General features: G+C 64.1%; 21 protein-coding genes. 10 read left to right on the top strand and 11 right to left on the bottom strand.

Features of this window, described 5'->3' with window-relative positions; all coding sequences use genetic code 11:
* Positions 1–73: 73 nt before the first annotated feature.
* Genes OUZ45_RS08520 through OUZ45_RS08500 form a run of 5 tightly spaced genes read right to left on the bottom strand, consistent with a single transcriptional unit; the run spans position 74 to position 4,716 of the window.
* Complete coding sequence (locus tag OUZ45_RS08520) at positions 74–1,720, bottom strand: sulfite reductase subunit alpha (protein ID WP_266169510.1); 1,647 nt, start codon at positions 1,718–1,720, stop codon at positions 74–76.
* Positions 1,717–2,682 carry an FAD:protein FMN transferase gene (locus OUZ45_RS08515; RefSeq protein ID WP_266169509.1) on the bottom strand — a complete coding sequence of 322 codons (966 nt, stop codon included), beginning with the start codon at positions 2,680–2,682 and terminating at the stop codon, positions 1,717–1,719. The genes OUZ45_RS08520 and OUZ45_RS08515 overlap by 4 nt, the downstream gene beginning before the upstream one ends.
* 14 nt (positions 2,683–2,696) lie before the next feature.
* Positions 2,697–3,509, bottom strand: a complete 813-nt coding sequence (locus OUZ45_RS08510) for a DUF4198 domain-containing protein (RefSeq protein WP_266169508.1) — start codon at positions 3,507–3,509, stop codon at positions 2,697–2,699.
* Between the two features lie 53 nt (positions 3,510–3,562).
* Complete coding sequence (locus OUZ45_RS08505; RefSeq protein ID WP_266169506.1) at positions 3,563–4,078, bottom strand: DUF2271 domain-containing protein; 516 nt, start codon at positions 4,076–4,078, stop codon at positions 3,563–3,565.
* An 11-nt stretch (positions 4,079–4,089) separates the two neighbouring features.
* Positions 4,090–4,716 carry a PepSY-associated TM helix domain-containing protein gene (locus OUZ45_RS08500; protein ID WP_266169505.1) on the bottom strand — a complete coding sequence of 209 codons (627 nt, stop codon included), beginning with the start codon at positions 4,714–4,716 and terminating at the stop codon, positions 4,090–4,092.
* A 249-nt stretch (positions 4,717–4,965) separates the two neighbouring features.
* Between OUZ45_RS08500 and OUZ45_RS08495 the strand changes: the two genes are divergently transcribed.
* Positions 4,966–5,646 (top strand): response regulator, encoded by a 681-nt coding sequence (locus OUZ45_RS08495; protein WP_266169504.1) that lies wholly within the window; start codon positions 4,966–4,968, stop codon positions 5,644–5,646.
* Between the two features lie 52 nt (positions 5,647–5,698).
* On the top strand, positions 5,699–7,150 hold the full coding sequence (locus tag OUZ45_RS08490; protein ID WP_266169503.1) for a sensor histidine kinase: 1,452 nt from the start codon (positions 5,699–5,701) through the stop codon (positions 7,148–7,150).
* A gap of 124 nt (positions 7,151–7,274) precedes the next feature.
* Here OUZ45_RS08490 and OUZ45_RS08485 read toward each other — a convergent pair whose 3' ends face one another.
* Positions 7,275–8,684: an aspartate aminotransferase family protein gene (locus tag OUZ45_RS08485; RefSeq protein WP_266169502.1), complete on the bottom strand. Its 1,410-nt coding sequence runs from the start codon at positions 8,682–8,684 to the stop codon at positions 7,275–7,277.
* 45 nt (positions 8,685–8,729) lie between these two features.
* Entirely contained in the window at positions 8,730–9,431 is a 702-nt protein-coding gene (locus tag OUZ45_RS08480; protein WP_266169694.1) for an MtnX-like HAD-IB family phosphatase, read from the bottom strand.
* Between the two features lie 101 nt (positions 9,432–9,532).
* Between OUZ45_RS08480 and OUZ45_RS08475 the strand changes: the two genes are divergently transcribed.
* From OUZ45_RS08475 to OUZ45_RS08450, 6 genes are all read left to right on the top strand, one after another.
* Positions 9,533–9,715 (top strand): hypothetical protein, encoded by a 183-nt coding sequence (locus OUZ45_RS08475; protein ID WP_266169501.1) that lies wholly within the window; start codon positions 9,533–9,535, stop codon positions 9,713–9,715.
* Positions 9,716–9,827: 112 nt separating this feature from the next.
* Positions 9,828–11,249, top strand: a complete 1,422-nt coding sequence (locus tag OUZ45_RS08470; RefSeq protein WP_266169500.1) for a TolC family protein — start codon at positions 9,828–9,830, stop codon at positions 11,247–11,249.
* On the top strand, positions 11,249–12,382 hold the full coding sequence (locus OUZ45_RS08465) for an ABC transporter permease (protein ID WP_266169499.1): 1,134 nt from the start codon (positions 11,249–11,251) through the stop codon (positions 12,380–12,382). Before OUZ45_RS08470 ends, OUZ45_RS08465 begins: the two co-directional genes overlap by 1 nt.
* Before the next feature lie 33 nt (positions 12,383–12,415).
* Positions 12,416–13,141, top strand: coding sequence for an ABC transporter ATP-binding protein (locus tag OUZ45_RS08460; protein WP_266169693.1), 726 nt, complete (start codon positions 12,416–12,418; stop codon positions 13,139–13,141).
* On the top strand, positions 13,138–14,070 hold the full coding sequence (locus tag OUZ45_RS08455; protein ID WP_266169498.1) for an efflux RND transporter periplasmic adaptor subunit: 933 nt from the start codon (positions 13,138–13,140) through the stop codon (positions 14,068–14,070). The genes OUZ45_RS08460 and OUZ45_RS08455 overlap by 4 nt, the downstream gene beginning before the upstream one ends.
* Before the next feature lie 74 nt (positions 14,071–14,144).
* Positions 14,145–14,894 (top strand): MipA/OmpV family protein, encoded by a 750-nt coding sequence (locus OUZ45_RS08450; RefSeq protein ID WP_266169497.1) that lies wholly within the window; start codon positions 14,145–14,147, stop codon positions 14,892–14,894.
* Between the two features lie 78 nt (positions 14,895–14,972).
* On the opposite strand, the gene OUZ45_RS08445 is transcribed toward OUZ45_RS08450, so the two are convergent.
* The 4 genes from OUZ45_RS08445 to OUZ45_RS08430 all read right to left on the bottom strand — a co-directional run bounded on the left by OUZ45_RS08445 (position 14,973) and on the right by OUZ45_RS08430 (position 19,786).
* On the bottom strand, positions 14,973–15,287 hold the full coding sequence (locus OUZ45_RS08445) for a non-heme iron oxygenase ferredoxin subunit (protein ID WP_266169691.1): 315 nt from the start codon (positions 15,285–15,287) through the stop codon (positions 14,973–14,975).
* 8 nt (positions 15,288–15,295) lie between these two features.
* Positions 15,296–15,844 carry a GNAT family N-acetyltransferase gene (locus OUZ45_RS08440; protein WP_266169496.1) on the bottom strand — a complete coding sequence of 183 codons (549 nt, stop codon included), beginning with the start codon at positions 15,842–15,844 and terminating at the stop codon, positions 15,296–15,298.
* 77 nt (positions 15,845–15,921) lie between these two features.
* The gene (locus OUZ45_RS08435; RefSeq protein WP_266169495.1) at positions 15,922–16,923 is read right to left on the bottom strand and encodes a YncE family protein; all 1,002 of its coding nucleotides are present in this window, start codon (positions 16,921–16,923) and stop codon (positions 15,922–15,924) included.
* 28 nt (positions 16,924–16,951) lie between these two features.
* Entirely contained in the window at positions 16,952–19,786 is a 2,835-nt protein-coding gene (locus OUZ45_RS08430; protein WP_266169494.1) for a TonB-dependent receptor, read from the bottom strand.
* A 203-nt stretch (positions 19,787–19,989) separates the two neighbouring features.
* Between OUZ45_RS08430 and OUZ45_RS08425 the strand changes: the two genes are divergently transcribed.
* Positions 19,990–20,667 carry a response regulator transcription factor gene (locus tag OUZ45_RS08425; protein WP_266169493.1) on the top strand — a complete coding sequence of 226 codons (678 nt, stop codon included), beginning with the start codon at positions 19,990–19,992 and terminating at the stop codon, positions 20,665–20,667.
* Positions 20,668–20,692: 25 nt separating this feature from the next.
* Entirely contained in the window at positions 20,693–22,012 is a 1,320-nt protein-coding gene (locus OUZ45_RS08420) for a sensor histidine kinase (RefSeq protein WP_266169492.1), read from the top strand.
* Positions 22,013–22,136: the final 124 nt, after the last annotated feature.

Genomic DNA, 22,136 nt, shown 5'->3' with positions numbered 1-22,136 from the left:
CGCCATGTGCGTGGGCAGAGGCATAGGCCAAAGGTCACGCGCGCTGCCCCAAGGATTCGCGAGGAGACGTTGGCTAATACACGTCGCGGCGATAGCGACCACGCATACGCAACTGTTCGACGCGCTCCGCGCCCAGCGCCTCGCGAAGTACCGCGTCCACGCCCGGCGCCATGCCGGCGAGACTGCCACAGACGTAGATGGCGGCCTCTTGATCCACCCATTGGCGCAGGACATCAGCGGATTCGGCCAGGCGCTGCTGAACGTAGACGCGCGACGCGGCATCACGCGACCACGCCAGATCGAGGCGTTCGATATGGCCCTCCGACAACCACCGATCAATCTCCTCGCGATGGAAAAAGTCGTGCGCCGATTGGCGCTCGCCGAACAGCAGCCAGTTGCGCCGATGACCCGCTGCCATACGCGCCTTGAGCAAGGCGCGCAGGCCGGCCAAGCCAGTACCATTGCCGATCAGGATCATCGGCACATCGTCCGCAGGCATGTGGAAGGCCGCATTGGGCCGGATACGCAATGCGATCTCGGCTCCCTCCGGCGCCCGTTGCGTAAGCCAACCGGAACCGAGACCCGTGGTGCCGTCATCGCGCCGCATACGTCGCACCAGCAGATGCAAGGCTCCCTCGGAGGGCAGCGATGCGATGGAGTATTCCCTGTGCGGCAGCGGACGCAAGCTGTCGACGAGGCGTTCGACAGGCCAGCTCAGCACATCATTCGAAGGCGGTAGATGGCTGCGTGACAATCGAGCTGCAAGCGATTCACGCCCATCGCCCACTGCAAGCAAGGCCGAGCCATCGAAACCCGTAACGCTCAACCAGTGCTCGACATCGGCCGCAGCATGACGTGGCTCGATCTCCACCAAGTCGCCCGCCTGCCAGTCAAGCTCACCGTCAAGTGGACGTAGGGCGAGATGGAAACACGCGCCAACCACGCCGCCTGGGTTGAGTAGGCGGCGCTCGGCCAATTGCCAGCGCTGGTACGGCGGTCGCTGCCAATCCGGCAACTCGCTCGCGCCGCTCAACCAACCCAAGCGATGTTGCCAGTGACGCAAAGCGCCGTCGTCGCCGTTGTCGACTTCCACCGGATCGAACAGCGGCCGTGCACCACTCTGCGCCAGCCAATGATGCAGGCGACGGCCAAAACCGCAGAAGTCTTCGTAGTCGCGATCGCCCAAAGCCAGCAGGCCGTATCGCAAACCTTCGAGCGCACCGACTCGCCGCAGGCAACGCTGGGCAAACGCTGCCGCACTATCGGGCGCGTCACCCTCGCCCGTGGTGCTGACCACAAACAGAACGCGCCCGGCCTCGCGCAACGCCGCTTCATCCAGCGCGCCTAGTTCCGCCAAACGCACCGATGTGCCCGCGGCATGAAGGCTCTGTGCGGTTTGTTGAGCCCATTGCGCGGCAAGGCCGGTCTGACTGGCGTAGGCAATCAGGATCGCGTCGCCAGCGATCGCACCGGATGAGGGCAGCACCATCGTCCGTGTATGTGCCGCCTTGGCACGCGAGCCACGCAACACCACGGTAAAGCCCAGCCATGCCGATACGCTCAACGATGCAATCAACCATCGGGTTGTGCCGGGATTCCGCCATTGCATGGCCCCAACGTGCAGGGTGAACAACCAGCCGGCCACGGCGGCCAACGCCAGCATCAGCAAGACGTTGCCGAAAGTGGTCCTTTCGATGGAGATCCCCGTGCCGGCAGTCATGCGCGCAAAGCTTCGACGAAGGCGGGTGACATGCGCTCCTCGAAGCCGTGCTCGCCATGCAGGACAAATAGCACCGCCAGATTGCGTTCGCGTGCATAGGCCAGCCCATGTTCCGGACCGAGCACAGTCAGGGCCGTGCCCAGTGGATCCGCTGTCATGGCCTGCGTCGCCAGGATGCTCACCGAGGCAACCGTGTGCGGTACCGGATACCCGCTACGCGGATCGATGTGGTGGGAGTACGTAGCATCACCACTGTCATAGCTCCGCCGATAGTCGCCAGAGGTGGCTATGGCTCGCCCACTGAGCGAGACGATGCGGTCGAGCTGCTCCGTAGCATCCGGTCGTTCGATACCAATGCGCCAGGGCGAGCCATCCGGCTTCATGCCTTTGCCCTTCAGCTCGCCGCCGACTTCGATCAGCCACGCCGTTACGCCGACCTCGTCCAGCCATGCGCCGACCAGATCGACGCTGTAGCCCTTGGCGACCGAAGAGAGATCCAGATAGATACCGCCGGGCTGAAAAGCCATTTCCGTGGTCGCGTCGAGCTTTACCTTCCACCAGCCGATACGCGCTCGCGCGTCCACGATGACTTGGCCGGAAGGTGCTCGATGCGTGCGTGCATCGGGGCCGAAACCCCATAGATTGACCAGCGGCCCTACGGTGGGGTCGTAGGCACCGCCGGTGTCGCGGGCGAGTTTCAACGCATGCGCCAGCACGGTGAAACAAGCCGACGGCAAGGGATGCCAGGTGCCTGCAGGCGCCGTGTTGAAGCGCGACAGATCCGAGTGCGGTTTGTACGTACTCATCTGTCTATCGACGAGATCGAGGCAACGCTGGATGCCGGCCTGCAAATCGTGCAACGACACGCCGGCCGGCACGACGACGCGTACCGACCACGTGGTGCCCATCGTCTCGCCGTGCAGATGCTGCACAGCAAGCCTCGCGTGTGATTGAGCCGACATCCTCGTGGTTGCTCTTACTGCGGTAGCACTTCCAGCGTGGCCGTGTATGACAGGCGGCGCTGCTTGGCCTGCTTCACGCTGGTCTTGGCGTCCTGCGTGCTGGCGTTGATCCAGTACATGCCCGCATGGGGCCAGGCGAGCGTGAACTTGCCGTCTTTGCCGGTGATGCTTTCGAATGCGTCCTGCGCATTGCGGTAGCGCGTGGCGCCAGCGATGGCCGTGACCTTCACGTCACTGACCGGCTTGCCATCCAGCAACAGCTGAAAGGTCGCGCCCTCGCCTGCCACCAGATCGGTGACATGGGTGATCGGCACCAGCTCCAGTCCCTGACCGACCGGCTTGAGTGCCAAGTCGTTCGGCTTGCCGTTGCTGACGAAGGTCTCGACACGGTTAATCGATTCGCTCATTTCGAGGTTCTTCGCCTCGGCCGGTATCTCCTTGGCAAGGTTCGCCACCTCGCCGCGCCAGCGCTTTTTCTCGCCACCCAGCTCATAGCTGGCTAGCACACCCGTACTAACCAACGCGAGCTTGTAGGTGCCCTTCTGCGTGAGATGCAGATCGAACACGCTGCGGTACTTGCCGGTGATGGCGTTATCCGGTTTGGCCGTCTGGCCGTCCGGTGAAGTGATGACCAGGCGCGTGAGATCCGCCGGCATGTGGTCGGGATAGAACAAGTCGTTGGACACCGCAGCATCCACGGTGACCCATGGATCGGCGCCGGACACGTTGGTGGCGGAAGGCACCATCCACATTTTGTGGGCTTGCGCGGCGAGCGGAAGGGAAAAGGCCAGCGCAAGGGTGGTCCAGATCAGTGAACGCTTGAGCATGTCGAACTCCAGGAGAGCAATTACGGCGCTTGAGACGCTTGACGGGGAGGCGATCAAGGAGTGATGTCGACCTTCACCGCACCCAGCTCCGTACTACCTTTCGCATCGAGATGCTGCGGCGACGTCGCCGGCCAGGTGAACGGCACGCGCACGACTTCGCGCCCGCCTACTTCGCGCGCGGCCTCCACCACCAGCTCGTACTTGCCTGCGGCAAGCTGGCCCAGCGGCGCCTTGCCGTCCTTGAACTTCAGTTGCTGCTGACCGGCCGGCCGTGTCGCACCGGATACGCCATCCACCGGCATCTGCACTTCGCGACCGCCACGACGCCACCATTGGCGCAACTCCGGCAGCCACTTGGTGCCGGCGCCTTCCTTGCTTTGCTTCTGCGCGTACCACACGGCCAGTTGTGCGGCGACGCTGTGGTCCTCGCGCTCGATCCACACCGCGGTGTACGGACGGTGGTACTCGGCCACGTCCAGCTGGGGAATCTGCACAGTCACGTCGAGATCGGCCGCCGCCACGGGTGCGGCGATCAACAATGCGGGCATGGAAAACAGCAGGCGACTCATAGGCGTTCCTCTCAATGGATAAAGATCAGGGCCAGCACCAGCGGCAAGACCAGGCCGAAAGCAACTAGCGGCCAGGTGGCGCCGCGCTGGGCGGCGTGCATGTTCAACAGCAGTAGACCGGTGACCGAAAAGATCACGCAGGCCAGCGCGAACACGTCGATAAACCAACCCCACACCGGCCCCGCATTGCGGCCTTTGTGAAGGTCGTTGAGATAGGAAATCCAGCCGCGCGCGGTGCGCTCGTATTCGAGCTTGCCACTGCTGCGATCGATGCTGAGCCATGCGTCGCCGCCGGGGCGCGGCATCGACAGATAGATTTCATCCGCCGACCAGTCGCCTTTGCGACCGGATACGTCCACCTGCAATGCATCGCCAATCCAATCGCTCACGGCGGCAGGCAATACGACACCCTTGCGCTCGTCCTCGCCCGCCAACGCTGGCAACAGCGGCACTGGCAGCTGCGCTTCACGACGCACGGTCTGCGGCTTCGCCTCGATCTGCGCGGCATGGTTGAGGGTGATGCCGGTGGCGGCGAACAGCAGCATGCCGATCAGGCACAACGCCGAACTGATCCAATGCCAGCGATGCAGTTGCTTGAGCCAGAACGCGCGCTCCGGCTGCGCCTTCCCACCCTGCATTCGCGTTGTCTGTTCCTTGACCATCCACTCTGCCCGTAATGTGTATGCGGGTATCGCGGGCCGGTCGTGCAACTCTCACCGCTTGCGATCTGTCCCAGCTGTCCGCCTGGGCGCTAAGCTGCCGGGCGACGGCGCCGCTCTGTGCGGCCGTAGGTGGGATGTTGCCATAAATGAGAATCACTCTCAATTCATAAACTTTGTGTCCCCATCTATCCCCCTGCCCATCATTCGTCTGTTACGGAGCTTTTCATGCGCATCCTGATCGCCGAGGACGACCTCGCCATTGCCAGCGGCGTCTGCGCCTCTCTGCGCCAGAGCGGCCACGCCGTCGACCACGTGAGCGACGGCGCGCGTGCCGACGCCGCTCTGCGCGACACACCGTATGACCTGCTGATCCTCGACCTGGGCCTGCCCGCCCTGGACGGCAGCGAGGTACTGCAGCGCCTGCGCAAGCGCGGCGCTGGCATGCCAGTGTTGGTGGTTACCGCCCGCGAGGGCCTGCGCGAACGCGTACGCGTGCTCGACCTCGGTGCCGACGACTACCTGGTCAAGCCCTTCGCGCTCGCTGAATTCGACGCCCGTGTGCGCGCACTGTTGCGCCGCTACACGGCGCAAGGCGCTCCGGAACTGGTACTGGGTCGCCTGCGCCTGGATCTGCCAGGCCACCGCGCCTGGGTCAATGAGGCGCCGCTCGAACTCACCGCGCGCGAGTTCGGCCTGCTCGAAGCGCTGGCCGCACGACCGGATCGCGTCACGAGCCGCGCGCAACTGGTCGAAGCCTTGTGCAACTGGGACGAGGAACTCACCGACAACGGCCTGGACATCGCCATCTATCGGTTGCGCCGCAAACTGGCCGACTCCGGCACCCAGGTGCGCACCATCCGCGGCCTCGGCTATCTGCTCGAGGAAGTGAAGGAAGGCGCCGCATGACCCGTGCCAGTCAAGCAGGGCCTGTTCATCACCTTCACGTGGCCTGTTGACTATGAACAGGCCCCCTCAACCCTGGCTGTATCGCGTGCTGGAGCCCGATGGCCGGCAGAGCCTGCGGCGCCGGCTGCTGGCATTCCTGTTGATCCCGCTGATGCTGATGCTGCTGATCGAAAGCCTCATCACATACACCGGTGCGCTGGTTTATTCCAACCACGTGCACGACCGTGATCTTGGCGGCGGCGCGGAAACCGTGGCGCAGATGATGCAGAAGGAGGGCCTGGACGGTCCGATCTCGGAGCAGGCGCGCTTCCTGCTGCAGTACGACCCGGAAGGTCACAACAACATCAACTACTTCAGCATCGTCAGCCAGCGCCACGGGCTACTCGCCGGCAGCGACAAGCTGACCCCACCATCGAGCCTCGGCCTCAGCGTCAACGGCGATCCGAAACTGTTCGACGTCATGCTTGACCGCCGCAAACTGCGCGCGGCGAGCTTGATCATCGACAGCGTTCACGAGGAAGGCGACCAACTCACCATCACCGTCGCCGAAACCCTGCGCGACCGGCGGCTGCGTGCGCGCGAGATTCTGCTGCTGAGCATTCCCGCACAAGCCTTGCTGATCGCCACGGTGTTCGTGCTGGTGTGGTTTGGCGTGCGTATCGGTCTGCGCCAGCTCGACCCGCTCACTACCCGGCTGGCCAGGCGCGAGCACGATCTCGCTCCAATCGGCGACGCGGACGTACCGGTGGAAATTCTGCCGCTGACTCGCACCATCGACGGCCTGTTCGCACGCCTGCGCGGCATGCTGGCCCTGCAAGAGCGCTTCATCGCCGATGCCGCACACCAGCTCCGCACGCCGCTGGCCGGATTGCGGGTACACGTCGAACGCGCGCAGAGCGACCCTTCGCCGGCGACGGTGAAGGACGCCCTGGAACACATCCTGCGCCTGACTCAGCGAGCGACGCGCACGTCGGGCCAGTTGCTTGCGCTCACCCGCGCACAGTCGCCGGACCAGGACGGCGGCCCGCATGCGCTCATCGATCTAACGCGACTGATTCCCGAACTGTTGAGCCTGCGCGTACACGAGGCCCTGGCGGCCGGCGTCGACCTGGGCTATGACGGCTCGGCGGAACCGGTCTGGATCGACGGCGACCACTCGACGCTGCAGGAGCTTCTGGACAATCTGCTCGACAACAGCCTGCGCTACGCCGGCCGCGGCAGCATGGTGACGGTGGGCGTGTCCTGCGATGCCAAAGGCGCCAGCCTCAGCATCGAGGACAACGGCCCCGGCGTACCAGCGGCCTTCCTCGCCCGCTTAGGCGAACGCTTCTTCCGCGTGCCAGGCAGCACTGAAGAAGGTACCGGCTTGGGTCTGGCCATCGTGCAGCGCATCGCCGAACGGCACCAGGCCCGCGTGCACTACATGGCCGGCAGCGAAGGCGGCCTGCGCGTGGAGATTCTGTTCCCCCTCGCGCGCACCACAAAAAAAGACGGCGATGCCTAGGCATCGCCGTTGTCAGAATCCCCTGCATGGGAATGTAGTGACACAAAAAGAGCGAGTTAGGAGTAAGGAGGCAAGGGCGTAAGACACAGTCCCCTATCTCCTCTTACTCCTTACTCTTCACTTCTTACATGCTCTTCTTGGCCTTGGTCAGCAGCTGGTCGAGCAGCGCGATGGCCAGGTCGATCTCTTCGTGCGTGATGTCGAGCGACGGCGCGAAGGTGATCACGTTCTTGTACCAGCCGCCCACGTCGAGCACGAGGCCGATCTTCTTGCCGTTGTGCGTGAGGTCGCCAGCCAGGCCGATGTCGACCATCTTGTCCATCAGCGCCTTGTTCGGCGTGAAGCCGTCGTCGGTGCAGATCTCGGCGCGCAGCGCGAGGCCCAGGCCGTCGACGTCGCCGATTTCCTTGTGGCGCTTCTGCAGATCCTTCAGCGCGTCGAGGAAGTGGGCGCCCTTCTCCGCCACGGTCTTCTCGTAGTTCAGCTCGTAGCCCATCTTGATGACTTCGAGGCCGAGCGAGGTGCCGAGCGGGTTGGAGTTGAAGGTGGAGTGCGTGGAACCCGGCGGGAAGATCTCCGGATTGATCATCTCCTCGCGCGCCCACAGGCCGGACAGCGGGTTCAGGCCGTTGGTCAGCGCCTTGCCGAACACGATCACGTCCGGCGTCACGCCGAAGTGCTCGATCGACCACAGCTTGCCGGTGCGCCAGAAGCCCATCTGGATTTCGTCGACCACCATCAGGATGCCGTACTTGTCCAGCACCTTCTTCATATCCTTGAAGAAGTTACGCGGCGGGATGACGTAGCCGCCGGTGCCCTGGATCGGCTCCATGTAGAAGGCAGCGTATTCGGCCTGGTTGACCTTGGGGTCCCACACGCCGTTGTACTCGGTCTCGAACAGGCGCTCGAACTGGCGCACGCAGGCGTCCGAATACTCTTCCGGGGTCATGCCCTTCGGGCGGCGGAACGGATACGGGAACGGGATGAACATCGCACGCTCGCCGAAGTGGCCGAAGCGGCGGCGGTAGCGATAGCTCGACGTGATCGCCGAAGCGCCCAGCGTGCGGCCGTGGTAGCCGCCCTCGAAGGCGAACATCAGGCTCTTGCCGTTCTTGTAGTTGCGCACCAGCTTGAGCGAATCCTCAACCGCCTGTGCGCCACCCACGTTGAAATGCACGCGGCCCTTCAAGCCAAACTTCTGCTGCGCGTCGACGGCAATCGTCTTGGCCAGCTCGATGCGGGTCTGGTGCAGGTACTGGCTGGCCACCTGCGGCAGCAGATCGATCTGGCGCTTCAGCGTGTCATTGAGGCGCTGATTGCCGTAGCCGAAGTTGACCGCCGAGTACCACATCTGCAGATCAAGGAACGGCACGCCGGCGGTGTCGTACATCCAGCTGCCTTCGCCGTGGCGGAAGATCTTCGGCGGGTCGACGTAATGAACGGTGTCGCCAAAGGAGCTGTACTGGGCCTCGTCGGCCAGCAGCTGCGCATCAGGGATCACGCCAGTAGCGGCGTTCGGGTCGTAAGCATTCATCGGGTGGGTCCGAATGGGGTAGTAAGTAGTAAAGGGGGTAGTGAATCAGCGAGCCGAGGCAATGGCCAGCGCAGGCTTCTCATGCTCCGCCAGCAGGCTGCCATCGAGCAGCTTGGGCAGCAATTCCAGCGCATCCTCGAAACCGGTGATCGGCACGTAGGGGATGCCCGCGGCGCGGCAATGCTCGATCAAACGGTGCTTGGCGAACACGAAATCCACACGGTCGGCAGCGCAGAAATCCGAAGCGCCATCACCGATCAACAACGTCTTGGCACCACCCTTGCGAGCCTGCGCCACACAGGCGCACTTGCAGGTGCCACTGCGGCAACCATCCGCCTTGAACGGCGAGGTCAGCTGCCACTGGCGCGGCGGCTCGGCCGGCGCCAGGTGATTGGCAGCCAGCGGCAGGTCGTCCAGATCGTAGCGGCCGAGGATCTTGTGGATGGCGTAGTCGAGACCGTCGCTGACCACACGCATCGGCGTGTTCAGCTCGCGGGTCTTGGCCACGAACGCCGGGAAGGCGTGATCGATCCACAGGCCTTCGAGATGCTTGTCGAGCTGGGCGCGGCTCATGTCGAGCAAATCGACCTGGCCGGTCATGCACTCGCGCGAACCGATGCGGCCGGCGCGCCAATCCTGCTCGAGCGTCTCCCAGCCGGGGCGGCCGAAGCGGTCAAGCAGCGAGTCGATCACGTCCTCAACGGAGATGGTGCCGTCGAAGTCGCAGAGGATGTTCCATGCAGTCACAGATGCCACTCTGAATTTCAGGATGGCGCACCTTAGGCGCCCCCCCCTTTCGGCCTCCTTTCTTACGAAGCATGCCTTTTGGCACAGACGGAACGCCGTTCATGGCGGCGTTTCAAAAACAGCCGGCTGATCCGTCCAAGCTCTCTGATGTGCAGGTCCTGAGCCAAGGCAAAGGCAGGCAAGGTATGCTTTATGCCCTGAGCATTGCCGATCGCCATGGCACATCGCGTACGCTCCACCGAACGCCCCGCAAATTCCTGCGCTTTTGCCGTCTTGAAAAGTGAAGGGATCGAGGGCGAACCGGAGGGTTTCGCGATGGTCCAACGGACGGCGCCAAGCCAGCCTCTACCAGTCATCCCCGGGAGTTTCGTGTCCCTTTCACCATCTACAGCGCCGATGACGGCCGCCAGAACGTTGTATCGACAGGCTCGCTCTTGGCGCCTGTTGTTCATGGCGGCGAGCTTGGCCGTGCTGGCAGGTTGCTCGGTGGCGCCGTTGCCCGAGCTGAAGCCGCCGGTGCCGGATGCGTGGCGCAACGCCCCTGCCGGGGTCGCTCCCGCACCCGCCGACTTGCGTGGCTGGTGGCAGGCCTTGGGCGACGCGCAGCTGGACGCCCTGATCGACCGTGCCCTGAAAAACAACCTGGACGTGGCGCAGGCTGCCGAGCGCCTGCGCGCGGCGCGCATCCTCAACCCGCACGCCCATGACGCGTATCTGCCCAACCTGCACGCGAAGACCAACGACGTCATCAGTCCCGACACCAGCGCGTCTTACTTTCTGGTCGGCTTCGATGCCATGTGGGAACTGCCGCTTTTCGGTTCCTGGCAAAGTGCCGGCCGGGTCTCCCAGGCGCAGTTGAACCTTGCCCAGACCGGGCTGCGCGGGGCCCAGGTATCGCTGGTCGCCGAGGTCACCCGTCGCTGGATCGAGTTGCGCTCCGCGCAGCAGCAAGCGCGTCTGCTCACCGCGATTCGCGACGCCCAGCAAGAAAAACTGCACCTGCTGCAGACTCGTGTCGATCTGAAACTGGCTTCGCCGGCCGAGACAGCTCGCGCGCAGGCCGAACTGTCGCGCGCCGAGGCGGCGCTATCGGAACCGCAGCAAGCCATCATCAGCAGTGCCCAGCAGCTGGCCGTGCTGCTCGGACAGAACGAACCCGATGCACAGTGGCTGGAACCCGGTACCCAGCCGCGCCTCGGCCAGTGGCAGCTCACCTCCGCCCCCGCCGACCTATTGCGTACCCGCCCGGAAATCGCCAGCGCCGAGGCCGAAGTGCTGCGTGCCGCTGGCGAGTTGGGCATGAGCCGCGCCGATATATACCCGCATATCGGCATCGGCGCCTCCATGCAGTGGTCCGTGAACATCGCCAGCAATCACCGCGCACGTAACGGGGAAGGCATCTTCTCGCTCGGCCCGGTCATCGACATTCCGCTGTTCGACTGGGGGCAACGCGTGGCCGCCGCGCATGCCAAGGACCATGAACTACATGCCGCCGTCCTCGCCTACCGCCAAGCCGTGCTGCAAGGTGTGGCCGAAGCGGAGATCGCGATGGGTGATCTGGAGCAGTTGCGCGGTCGCGAACAAGCGTCGCAGCAAGCCGCCGATGCCCTGCAATCGGCCACCGGCGCCTTGCGCAAGCGCGCTGAGCTGGGTCTCGGCAGCCATCTCGACATCCAGGACAGCCTGATCGAAGGCCATCGCACCGAACTCGAACTGGTGAGCGCCATCGCCGCGCGCGATCTGGCCTACGTCTCGCTGTACAAGGCACTGGGCGGCGCTCCCATGCCCGCGCCACCCGAGCCGCGGGGTGCCGACTGATGGTGGCACTCGCTCGCAAGACCCTGATCTACGAATGGCGCCGCTTCCTGCCGGCCATCGTCGCGGTGGGCTTCGCCGGTCTGTTGCAGCTGCTGCAGGCCGCACTGGTGCTTGGCATCTTCGGCAGTGCCAGCGTGTATATCACCGGCTCCTCCGCCGACCTCTGGGTCGGCTATCCCGGCACGCAGAGCGTGAATCTGGGCCGCCCGATCGACACCGGTGTGGAGATGAGGCTGCTGATGGACCCGGCCGTGACCAAAGTGGAACCGTTCCACTGGGTGGACGCCGACTGGCGCGGCCCCAACGATACCGGCGGCGTATCGGTATTCGTATCCGGCATCGACGCGCGGCCCGAGAGCATGATGTTCGCGCATGCCCTGCCCGAGGCCCTGCGTGCGCGCCTGAACGAGCCGGACGCGGTGATCGTCGATCGCGCCGACCTCGGCAGCCTCGGCGTGAACGTCGGCGACACCGCCATCATCAACGGCCATCGCGTGCGCGTGGTCGGCGTGAGCAGCGGCCTGCGCGCGCTGGGCGGCGTGAACGTGGTGGCCTCGCTGGCCACCGCGCGGGAGCTGGACAGCGACCCAGCCAACGCCAACCGCATGACCTACTTCGTCGCCAAAGTGCGCGACCCGGGCGAAGCCGGCGCGGTCGCCCAGCGCCTGCGCGGCGCAAACACCTTCGGCAATTACGACGTATGGACCGCGCGCGACTTCGCCCGCCGCTCGGTGTTCTACTGGATGTTCGACACCGGCGCCGGCGCTGGCGTGCTGTTCCTCGCCGGCATCGTGTTCCTGGTAGGCACGGTGATCACCAGCCAGACCCTGGTGGGTGCGGTGATCGGCTCGATCCGCGAGTACGCCACGCTCAACGCGCTGGGTGTCGGCGTGGGCGCCTTGCGCAAGGTCGTGATGGAACAGGCCTTCTGGGTAGGCGCCCTGGGGCTGATCGGCAGCGCGATCCTGGGTGCGCTGTTCTTCTTTCTCGCACGCAGTCGCAGCGTGCCGGTGGAACTGAACGCCCTCACCACTACCGCCTGCCTGGTGCTCGGCATGGGCCTGGCTATCGTCTCCGGCCTGGCCGCGATGCGCAGCCTGCGCCGCGCCGATCCCGCGAGCTTGTTGAGGTAAGCCGTGGCCAGTCAGACCGTGCCATCCGCATCCATCTCCCTGCAGGCGCGCGGCGTCAGCAAATCGTTCGAGTCCGGCCGTGTGCGCAGTACCGTGCTGCACGACCTCACGCTGGACATGCGTGCTGGCGAACTCACCCTGATCTCCGGCCCATCCGGCTGCGGCAAGAGCACGCTGCTGGCCATCCTCAGTGGCCTACAGCGGCCCGACGTTGGGCAGGTAGTCGCGCTGGATCAGGACCTGGGCCTGCTCGACATGCGCGCGCTCGAACGTTTCCGCCTGCTGCATACCGGCTTCGTCTTCCAGGGCTTCAATCTGTTTCCGGCGTTGAACGCGCTGGAACAGGTGGAGTTGCCGCTGAGTTATTTGGGCCTATTGCCGTCGGAGGCGCGCCGCCGTGCGGTGGCTTCGCTGGAAGAAGTCGGCCTGGGGCCGCGCATGCGCCTGCGCCCTTCCGAGCTGTCCGGCGGCGAAAAGCAGCGTGTGGCAATTGCCCGCGCGCTGGCCAAGGAGCCCGAGCTGTTGTTCGCCGACGAGCCGACCAGCGCGCTTGACGCCGCCAACGGTCAGATCATCATCGATATCCTGCACCGCATCGCGCGCGCGCACGGCACCACCGTGCTGTGCGTCAGCCACGATCCGCGCCTGGTCGGCCACGCCGATCGCGTTCTTGCCATGGAAGACGGTCGTATCCTGAGCGATCGCAGCCAGCCGTCTCTATCGACCGCCGTCCCCGGCCTCAAGGAATCCTCTGCATGAGTTTGCGCCTGCTTCGTCCGTTGCTTGTCCTGGCTGCCGCCTCCCTCGTGCTAGCGGGCTGCTCGCACGACGGCGCGTCCGACAAGACCGCCAAGCAGGTGGCTGCGCCCCAATATCTGGCCGTAGCCCGTGGGCGCATCGACATCGAAGGCGGCTTGCTCAAGCTCAGCATGGCGCGCGACGGTGTGGTGGCGGACATCGAGGTTCACGAAGGCGACCGCGTCCACAAAGGTCAACTGCTCGCCGCGCTGGATACGGAACCCGCGCGCCTGGCCGTGACCTCCGCAGAGGCTGAGCAGAAGCAGGCTGAAGCCCAAACCAAACTGCTCGATGCCCGCGTGAAGGCCGCCACGCAACGCGCTGAACGGCTCGCCGCCGCCGCTGCAGCCGGCGCAGGCGACAGCCAGAGTGCTGACGACGCCCGCGAAAATGCCTCGCAGCTGCAAGGCGAGGCGGACAACGCGCGCGCCACCGCCGCCCTCGCCGCGCAGAAGCTTGCCGGTGCGCGCTACGAACTGACACAGCGCAGCCTGGTCGCCCCCATCGACGGACAGATCGTGCAGCGCATGATCCAACCAGGCGCCGCCGCCTCACCGCAAAGCGGCCCTGCCTTCGTGCTGCTGCCCGACCAGCCGCGCATCGTGCGCGCCGAACTCAACGAATCCTTCGTGCGCGCCGTCGAGCAAGGCATGCATGCGGAAGTGGTGGACGACAGCGGCAGTGGCATGCCCAACCTCGCCGCTCATGTGATTCGCATCGGCACCGTGTTTGGTGCCAGTACGCTGGAAGACGATCCGCTGGTGCGCGCCAACACCCGCACGGTCGAATGCGTACTCGCCCTCGACCAGCCACCGCCGGCCTCCATGCGCATCGGCCAACGCGTGCTGGTGCGTTTCGGAACCGCCACGGCACCCGCCAAGACGCCTTAATGCACTTGCACGCCCCAGCACCCGCATGGCCCTCGAAGGCCGTTTGCGCTGGCCTGCTGTCCGGCGTGCTCGCCATGTCCATGTCGCCGGTGCTACACGCGGAGACGGATGAAACAAGTGGCGACAACACCATCACCACCATGGTCGGCGCGGGTTATCAGCATCTCCCCACTTGGATCGGCTCGCGCAACACGCGTTATCAAGCCATCCCGTATGTGCTGTTCGATTGGCCGAACCACGTCACCTTCTCCACCGTCGACGGCCTCAACGTCGACCTGATCGGCGACAAGCAGCTGCATGGCGGGCTATACGCCAACTACATGTGGGGCCGCGATCGCAAAGACTTGAGCCGCCGGCTCAGCCGCATCGTGCACAGCCTCTCGCCAAGGCTTCACGCCGGCGGTTACCTCGAATATCAAGTCAACAAACCCTTCAGCTTCGGCGGCAATCTCAGCCACGACACCCAGGGCGCTGGTGCTTACCTCGATCTCTATGCCGACCATGACCTACCCTCCATTGGCTACCTTGAGCACTCCGTGGAAGTGCAATGGCAGGCCATGAACGGTGCGGCCATGCGCCGGTTCTTCGGCGTCAGGCGGATGCAGGCGCAGAAAATCAACACCCAGCACTGGGACCCCACCGGAGGCAGTCAACAGATTTCCTTCTCGTACAACGCTTATATGCCGACCAGCCAACACACCGGCTTCGTGCTTGGCCTCGAGTACACGCGCCTGCTCGGCTCGGCCCGCAACAGCCCCTTGGTCAAGCGGTTCGGTACGCCGAACCAGTTCGCAACGTCCCTCGCCTTCGTTTACAAGCTCTAAGCGTTTGTAGGAGCGCACCCTGTGCGCGACAAACCGGCAGGACTGCCGGTTTGCACGGCGGTTGAACAAGCTCTTGCTTCAGCGATCGTCGCGCGTCCAGATGCCACCGTGCGCTTCGCGCACCGGGAAACGGGCGATGGGCTCGTAGGCCGGCGGACAGGTGACCTCGCCAGTACGCAAGTCGAAGCGCGCACCGTGGCGCGGACATTCCACTTCGAAGCCGTGCACTTCACCACCGGCGAGATCGCCGCCGTCGTGGGTGCACAGATCCTCGACCGCATAGAGATCGCCGTCGATGTTGTAGACCACGATCGGCGTATCGCCGTCGTAGACCACTTTGAACTCGCCCGGCAAAAGTTCACTACGTGTACCTACGAAGATCCAGTCCTTCAGATCTTCGCTCACGCTGGTGCCCCGACCAGAGACTTCACCATGCACTCGAAGCGCAGGTCATCGCGGCGCGGAATACCGCAACGCTCGTCGCCGTAGGGAAATGGGCGAAATTCGCCGGTGCGCTGGTAACCGCGTCGCTCGTACCAGGCGATCAGTTCGGCGCGCTGCTCGATCACCGTCATGCGCATGGCCAGGCTATGCCATTGCTCGCGCACATAGCGCTCGGCCTCCGCCAGCAAGGCCTTTCCGATACCGCCGTTCTGCAAATCGGGGTTCACCGCGAACATGCCGAAGTAGCCGGCCTCGCCCTGTTGCTCGACGTGGCAGCAAGCCAGCAGAACGCCATCGCGCTCTGCCAGCAGCACCACGCTGCCGGGCTGGCCGAGTATTGCCGACACGCCTGCGGCGTCGGTGCGCTGGCCATCCAGCAGGTCGGATTCGGTGGTCCAGCCGCGGCGCCCGGAATCCCCACGATAGGCGGATTCAACCAGGGTGACGATGGCGGCGACGTCGGCGGCCTCGGCCGCACGAAAGAGGGTAGAAGTGAGTTCGGACATGAGCAAATCATAATGCCTGGCCCTGCCTCGGGCCATGCTGGCGCCCCCATCGGTGCGCCAGCATGCATACACCGTACTTAGTGCGGCGCAACCACCAGCACGCCAAAGCCGTCCACCGGCTTGCCCTTGACAGCGGAGCTGGCCGCGGCGAGGTAGACCGTGTGGTTCTGCGGATCGAGCGCCAGCGTACGCGCGCTCGGCTGGGTCTTCACATGGCCCAGCACGCGATAGTGATCGGCGCTGTCCTGTGCGATCACGCTGAGCGTGCCGTCATCGCCGTTGGAGCTGAGCACCACATGGCGCTGCGCATCGAACGCCACGGCATCGGGACCCTTGCCAATCGGCAGCTTGGCGACCTGATGACCATCGCTGGCATCGGTCACGATCATCCAGCCGTTATCGCAAACCGAGAACAGACGATGGTTCGCCGTATCCAAGGCCAGCCCGGTCGGCCCCTCGCAAGGCGCCAACGGCCACACGTTCAGCACCTTGCGCGTGGTGAGGTCCACCCGCGCCAGCTGATGCTTGTCTTCCAGGTTGAGGAACAGCTGCCCTTTGCCATCGCTCACCGCGAACTCCGGGCGCCCCGGCACGGTGATGGTCGCCAACTCCTTGCCGGCCTTGGCATCGATCACGCTGATGTTGCTGCTGTGCCCGTTCATGGTGAGCAGATGACCGGAAGCGTCGTCGAACACGATCGCATCCGGGTCCTTGCCGGTAAGCGCGATGTGGCCGGTGACTTTCAAGGTCTCCGTGTCCACCACGCTGACATTGTCGCCGTGCCCGTTGCTCACAAAGGCCTGATGCGTTGCCGGCTGCAGCGCGATGCCGTGCGCATGCTGCATGCCGGGAATCTCTCCCAGCAACTTGCCGGTGCCCGCGTCGACCACCATGACGCGATCGTCGCGAGCGATGAACAGGCGATGGGACGAAGCGTCCAGGCTGAGATAGTCCCAACCGCCTGCGCCACCCAGCGCATAGTGCTGGGCGACGGCATAAGGCACGCCTGCGTCGGCGGCGGAGAGTGCGGGTGCGGCCAGTGCCCCGGTCAGCAACAGGGCCATAGTCAACGATTTCATGGGAGTCCTTGTACGTGTCGTGTGGAGGTCAGAGCTTCAGGCGGACGCCGGCGGTATAGGTCTGTCCGTAGAACTCGCGCTGGATCGGGCGGTTGTTGGACGGGCCCTCGGTGAACTTCAGGCGCGTGTCGGTGAGATTCTTGGCATTGACGAATACCGACCACTGCTCGTCGATCGCATAGCTCGCGCCGAGATCCAGCGAGAACCGCGCCTCCGACCAGATGTCCGTTGCCGCCGAATTGCCGACGCCGAAGATGTTCTTGCTGACGTAGTACGCGCCGAGATTGACGTTCAAACCGCCCAGGTCGTAGAAAAATGCCAGATTGCCGGTGTTGCGCGAGGTGGACGGCAGCTGCAGATGTTCGCCGGAGCGGATCTCTCCGCTCGAATCGACATAGGTGTAGTTCGCCGCCATACCGAAGCCGGCCAGCCAGCCCGGCAACATCGCGAACTTCTGCTGGTAGTTCAGTTCGAGGCCACGTGCATGCGCGCTGTTGAGATTGGCAAACGTGAACACCTTCGCCGCACCAGTGAAGCCGGCGAACAAGCCGTTGTTCGGGAAGGTCGCGCTCGTCTCTTTGTTGATGATGTAGTTGCTCAACTCCTTGTCGAACACACCCACCGAGGCGATGCCGCCGTTGTCCAGGTAGTACTCCATGGACAGGTCGAAGTTGTTGCTGGTCGTCGCCTTGAGGTTCGGATTGCCTTGGGTCACGTTGTCCGCGGCCGGATCGATCAACATCGACGCCGTGACCTGGTTGAAGCCTGGTCGCGCAATGGTCTTGGAATAGACCGCACGGGCGACCAGGCCCTCGCTCAATTCGTAGCGCAACTGCACGGTCGGGAAGAAGTTGTTGTAGCTGTGCGTCGTTGACGTCGGCACGGCGCCGCCGAACGCACCCGTGACCGGATCGACCAGCACCTGGTTGCCACCGTACGTGGCCGTGGTCCGCTCCCAGCGCACGCCAGCCAGCACACCCAGCTTGTCGATCGGCTTGAACTGATACTGGCCATAGATCGCGTAGACATTTTCCTTACCGTTCGACGCACCCTGCGCCTCGCTTTGCGCATCGGCCAGAGGATCTTTCTCCGGGAACAGCTCAGGATGGGTCACGAACAGGTTGCGCAGCGCGTCAGCGTTGATGTTGTAGCCGTTCTGGTAATGGTCCTTGTAGTACGTGATCGGCTGCCCGCCGATGAACTGGCTCAACGGCAAGGCCGGCGGAGTGCTGCCGAAGCGCGTGATCTCGCCATGACGGGCGCGCTTACGCGCACTCACGCCAAACTTGATGTTCTCGTCGCTTCCCTCGAAATAACTGGTCGGCAACGTGACATTGAACGCGCCCGTGTACTCCTGATCGTGATCGTGCTCCGTGCTGTTCTGGAAATTGCCGAACGTATAGCCCGACGGATCGAGCGGATTGGCATTGAGATAGCGGAAGCGCGGGTAGCGCGGATCGCTGATGTTGTCGTAGGCGACCGTCACCGCATTAGGGTTGGAGAACGTGCTGTTGTAGTCGAACGGCTTGTTGTACGAGCCGTAGGTCGCCGCCAGCAGATAATCGATCTTGACGCTCTGGAAATGGTTCTCGCCGCCGAACGTGACCACGCGCGTATCGATGGTTTCCTTTTCGTCGCGCAGGGTCTTGTCGAAGGCGACGTTGGGGTCGATGAAGCCGTGCGGGTTGGAGGGGTCGACCGTCACCGATCCCGTGCCGCCGCCGAACATGTTGTAGGTCAGGCGCTGGCGATTCACCGACTCGGTATAACCGGCATCGAAATAACGCACGTACCAGCGGTTGTCGTTGTCGGGCTGGTAGTTCAGCTCACCGCCATAGCCGAGGCGGCGGCGATGGTAGCGGTAGTAGCGCTGCTCGAAGTCGTTCATCACCTTATCGGGCGTGCCGTTGGCCTGGTCGTCGGCATAGGAGCCTTCGATATCGTCGACGCCACGCTTGTCTTCGTAATAGGCCACGGTGCCAATGAAGCTGAAGACACCGTCCGGCCCGAAGCGGCCACCGCCGCTCAGCTGGTAGTCCTTGATCGGCGTGCTGCGCTGGCTTTCATAGCCGGTGCCCAGCTCGACCTCGAGGAACTTGTCCTTGCCGGGCGGCACCTGCTTGGGCGTGATCTCGATGGTGCCGCCAAGCGCTTCAGCATCCTGATCCGGCGTATTGGTCTTGGTCACCGTGATCGCGCCGATCAACCCCGTGGGGATCGAGTCGAACGCCACCGCACGGCCGCCACCCAGCGGCGACGCCACATTGGTCGGCGGCAGACGCACGCCACCGAACGTCGCGCCGTTCAGGTCCGCGTCGAGGCCGCGGATGTTCACGAACCGGCCCTCGCCGGTGTCGCTCTCCAGCGAAATGCCGGGGATGCGGCGCACGGCCTCACCGGCATTCACATCGGGCAATTTACGAATCTCGGTAGCCGGCTGCACATTGACCAGGTTGGGCGCGTCCTGCTGGATGCTGCGCGCCATTTCCAGCGGCGTGGTCTGCGCGGTCACCTTGAGACCCTGCAAGGTCTTGGTGTTGCTGCTGCCGCCGCCCAGATCCACGTCCTGCTCGATCGCCTGGCCCTCATGCAACACCACGCGGCGCTCCACCGGCGCCTGATTGGATGCGCTCGTGACCAAGGTGTAACTGCCGGCGTCCACACCCTCGAACGCAAATTCGCCATCGCTGCCGGTGGTGACGCTCTTGCCCAGCTCGCGCAATTCGACCCGTGCACCGGAGACCGGCTGATGATTGTTCTCAACCTCGCCCTTCAATGTCGCGGGCTGCGCCGCATGAACCAGGGTCGCACCCGTCAACGCGACAAACCCCACCACTAAACCGCCCGCATGCTTTCGAGCCATGAGTAATTCCTTACGATGATGGATGGCCTGCGATAGCGGCGCCCGATCGACGATCGGCACGCGCTGTCATCCAACCGAAACTAGAGGGGTGGTATGACCACTTTCATTCGAACGGCTTACCGATCCGTAAGGAACTCGCGCGACTCATGGACGATGTGAACGAGCAAGCTATTTCATTCATCCATGCGAACCGGAACATCCCAATGAGAGTCCTGATCGTCGAAGACGACCACGCGACGGCGGCGCTGATCGCCGCTGGCCTGCGACCCGACATGACCCAGGTCGACAGCGTGTCGGACGGCGATGAAGGTTTCACTCGAGCCACCGGCGGGCACTACGACCTGCTCATCGTCGACCGCATGCTGCCGCATACCGACGGCATCACCATGGTGCGCAAGCTGCGCTTCGCTGGTTGCGAGATGCCCGTGTTGATGGTCTCCGCACTGGGAGAGGTCGATGCGCGTGTCGAGGGGCTGGAAGCCGGTGCCGATGACTACCTGGCGAAACCTTTTGCGATGACGGAATTGCGCGCACGCCTGTCGGCCCTGTCGCGCCGGCCGCGCATGGCGGAAACCATCACCCGATTGCGCGTCGCCGATCTCGAACTGGACCGCATCAGCCGCGAAGTGCAACGCGGCGGTCAACTTATCGAGCTGCAGCCGCGCGAATTCCGCCTGCTCGACTATCTGATGACGCATGTCGACCGCGTAGTGACGCGGGCCATGCTGCTGGAACACGTCTGGGAGTTCCATTTCGACCCGCAGACCAGCGTGGTCGAAACCCACATCAGCCGTCTGCGTGCCAAGATCGATCGCGGCTTCGACAATGACTTGCTGCATACCATCCGCGGCTTCGGGTATTGCCTGCGTGCCATCGTTTAGCCTGTTTCGCACAGCAGCCTTCCGCATGGCCTTGCTGCAGGCCCTGCTGTTCGCCGCCGTCGTGACTGCCTTGCTCGGCATTGTCTGGTGGAGCGTCAACACCTACGCCGAAGCGCAACTGCATGACAAAGTGCAGACCGACATGGCCAGCCTGCTGCAGGCGGCGGCCGACGGCACGGTCAGCGTGCAGATACGGCAGCGCGTGGCGGTGATGCCGGTGGGCCCCGACTACTACCTGCTCGCCGATGCCGATGGCCGGCGCATCGCCGGCAACCTCAGCTACCGGCCGCGCACGCCCGGCTGGCACGAAGTACCGTTACAAGGCGCCCTGGGCAAAGACAAGGGCGACGCCGATCACGTGCACCTCTATGCGACACGATTGGCCGATGGTCGATGGTTGGTTGCCGGCAGCGACAACCGCAACGTGGTCGAACTGGGCGAGATATTGAGCCAACGGTTTCTTCGTGTGGGTCTGGCCGCTGTTGTATTGGTGCTATTGATCGGCGGCCTAGGCAGCTGGATCTATCTGCGCCGCATCGACGCCCTGGGCGAACTGGCCGAGCACGCCCTGGAGGGAAAGCGGGAAATCGTGATCGCCGGCTCCGGTCGCGGTGACGAGTTTGACCGCCTGGCCACACGCCTCAATCGCATGCTCACGCGCATGCGCACCTTGATGGATGGCATGCGGCAGGTATCGCAGGACGTCGCCCATGATTTGCGTACGCCCTTGACGCGCGTACGCCAGCGCCTGGAAGCCAGCCTCGAACCCGATATCGAAATTCCAGCCCTGCGCGATAGCGTCGAGCAATCGCTGGTCGACATGGACGCGTTGCTGGCCACGTTCAGCGCGCTGTTGCGCATCGCCAGTGTGGAGTCGCGCCAGCGCCTGGCCGGCTTCGAGGAACTCGATCTTTCCTCGGTGTTTGACGTCATCGCCGAAACCTATCGCCCCGTCGCGGAAGATCGCGGCCAGCAGTTGCAGGCGCAGATCGCGACAGGATCACGACTGCGCGGCGACCGCGCCCTGCTCACCCAGATGCTCGCCAACCTGGTGGAGAACGCCCTGCATCACACGCCACCGGGTACGCACATTCGGCTTGCACTGCAAGCAGCCCATGGACATCTGATCGGGCGCGTTGTCGACACCGGCCCGGGCATTCCGACCGAAGCCCGCGAGAAAGTGCTGCGTCGCTTTGTGCGACTGGACAGCAGCCGCAGCACGCCGGGCTGCGGCCTCGGCCTCGCCCTCGTCGCCGCCGTTGCCGATCTGCATGATATCCAGCTGACTCTGGGCGACGCGCAGCCCGGTCTGCAGGTCGAACTGCGCTTTCCGGGCCCGGCCTAAGAGCCGGTTCAAAATCTCTACGCCGGCCTATATGGAGATGTGTTCTGTGTTCGCGACAACGCGAACATCGAGCGACAACGCCACTGGACCCCGGCCTACGCCGGGGAGACGACAGTGAGAGGTT

This window comes from Dyella subtropica (genome assembly GCF_026283965.1).
GTDB lineage: Bacteria > Pseudomonadota > Gammaproteobacteria > Xanthomonadales > Rhodanobacteraceae > Dyella_D > Dyella_D subtropica.
The sequence above is the reverse complement of the archived record's forward strand: the minus strand, read 5'-3'. Positions and strand labels throughout refer to the sequence as shown.

What these genes read in the sequence shown, in the direction of transcription:
- OUZ45_RS08485 (WP_266169502.1), bottom strand. Translation starts at nt 8,684, where the DNA reads ATGAATGCTTACGACCCGAACGCCGCTACTGGCGTGATCCCTGATGCG.
- OUZ45_RS08500 (WP_266169505.1), bottom strand. Translation starts at nt 4,716, where the DNA reads ATGCAGGGTGGGAAGGCGCAGCCGGAGCGCGCGTTCTGGCTCAAGCAA.
- OUZ45_RS08425 (WP_266169493.1), top strand. Translation starts at nt 19,990, where the DNA reads ATGAGAGTCCTGATCGTCGAAGACGACCACGCGACGGCGGCGCTGATC.
- OUZ45_RS08515 (WP_266169509.1), bottom strand. Translation starts at nt 2,682, where the DNA reads ATGTCGGCTCAATCACACGCGAGGCTTGCTGTGCAGCATCTGCACGGC.
- OUZ45_RS08475 (WP_266169501.1), top strand. Translation starts at nt 9,533, where the DNA reads ATGGCGGCGTTTCAAAAACAGCCGGCTGATCCGTCCAAGCTCTCTGAT.
- OUZ45_RS08495 (WP_266169504.1), top strand. Translation starts at nt 4,966, where the DNA reads ATGCGCATCCTGATCGCCGAGGACGACCTCGCCATTGCCAGCGGCGTC.
- OUZ45_RS08440 (WP_266169496.1), bottom strand. Translation starts at nt 15,844, where the DNA reads ATGTCCGAACTCACTTCTACCCTCTTTCGTGCGGCCGAGGCCGCCGAC.
- OUZ45_RS08430 (WP_266169494.1), bottom strand. Translation starts at nt 19,786, where the DNA reads ATGGCTCGAAAGCATGCGGGCGGTTTAGTGGTGGGGTTTGTCGCGTTG.
- OUZ45_RS08420 (WP_266169492.1), top strand. Translation starts at nt 20,693, where the DNA reads ATGGCCTTGCTGCAGGCCCTGCTGTTCGCCGCCGTCGTGACTGCCTTG.
- OUZ45_RS08465 (WP_266169499.1), top strand. Translation starts at nt 11,249, where the DNA reads ATGGTGGCACTCGCTCGCAAGACCCTGATCTACGAATGGCGCCGCTTC.
- OUZ45_RS08450 (WP_266169497.1), top strand. Translation starts at nt 14,145, where the DNA reads ATGTCCATGTCGCCGGTGCTACACGCGGAGACGGATGAAACAAGTGGC.
- OUZ45_RS08505 (WP_266169506.1), bottom strand. Translation starts at nt 4,078, where the DNA reads ATGAGTCGCCTGCTGTTTTCCATGCCCGCATTGTTGATCGCCGCACCC.
- OUZ45_RS08510 (WP_266169508.1), bottom strand. Translation starts at nt 3,509, where the DNA reads ATGCTCAAGCGTTCACTGATCTGGACCACCCTTGCGCTGGCCTTTTCC.
- OUZ45_RS08435 (WP_266169495.1), bottom strand. Translation starts at nt 16,923, where the DNA reads ATGAAATCGTTGACTATGGCCCTGTTGCTGACCGGGGCACTGGCCGCA.
- OUZ45_RS08455 (WP_266169498.1), top strand. Translation starts at nt 13,138, where the DNA reads ATGAGTTTGCGCCTGCTTCGTCCGTTGCTTGTCCTGGCTGCCGCCTCC.
- OUZ45_RS08470 (WP_266169500.1), top strand. Translation starts at nt 9,828, where the DNA reads ATGACGGCCGCCAGAACGTTGTATCGACAGGCTCGCTCTTGGCGCCTG.
- OUZ45_RS08520 (WP_266169510.1), bottom strand. Translation starts at nt 1,720, where the DNA reads ATGACTGCCGGCACGGGGATCTCCATCGAAAGGACCACTTTCGGCAAC.
- OUZ45_RS08490 (WP_266169503.1), top strand. Translation starts at nt 5,699, where the DNA reads ATGAACAGGCCCCCTCAACCCTGGCTGTATCGCGTGCTGGAGCCCGAT.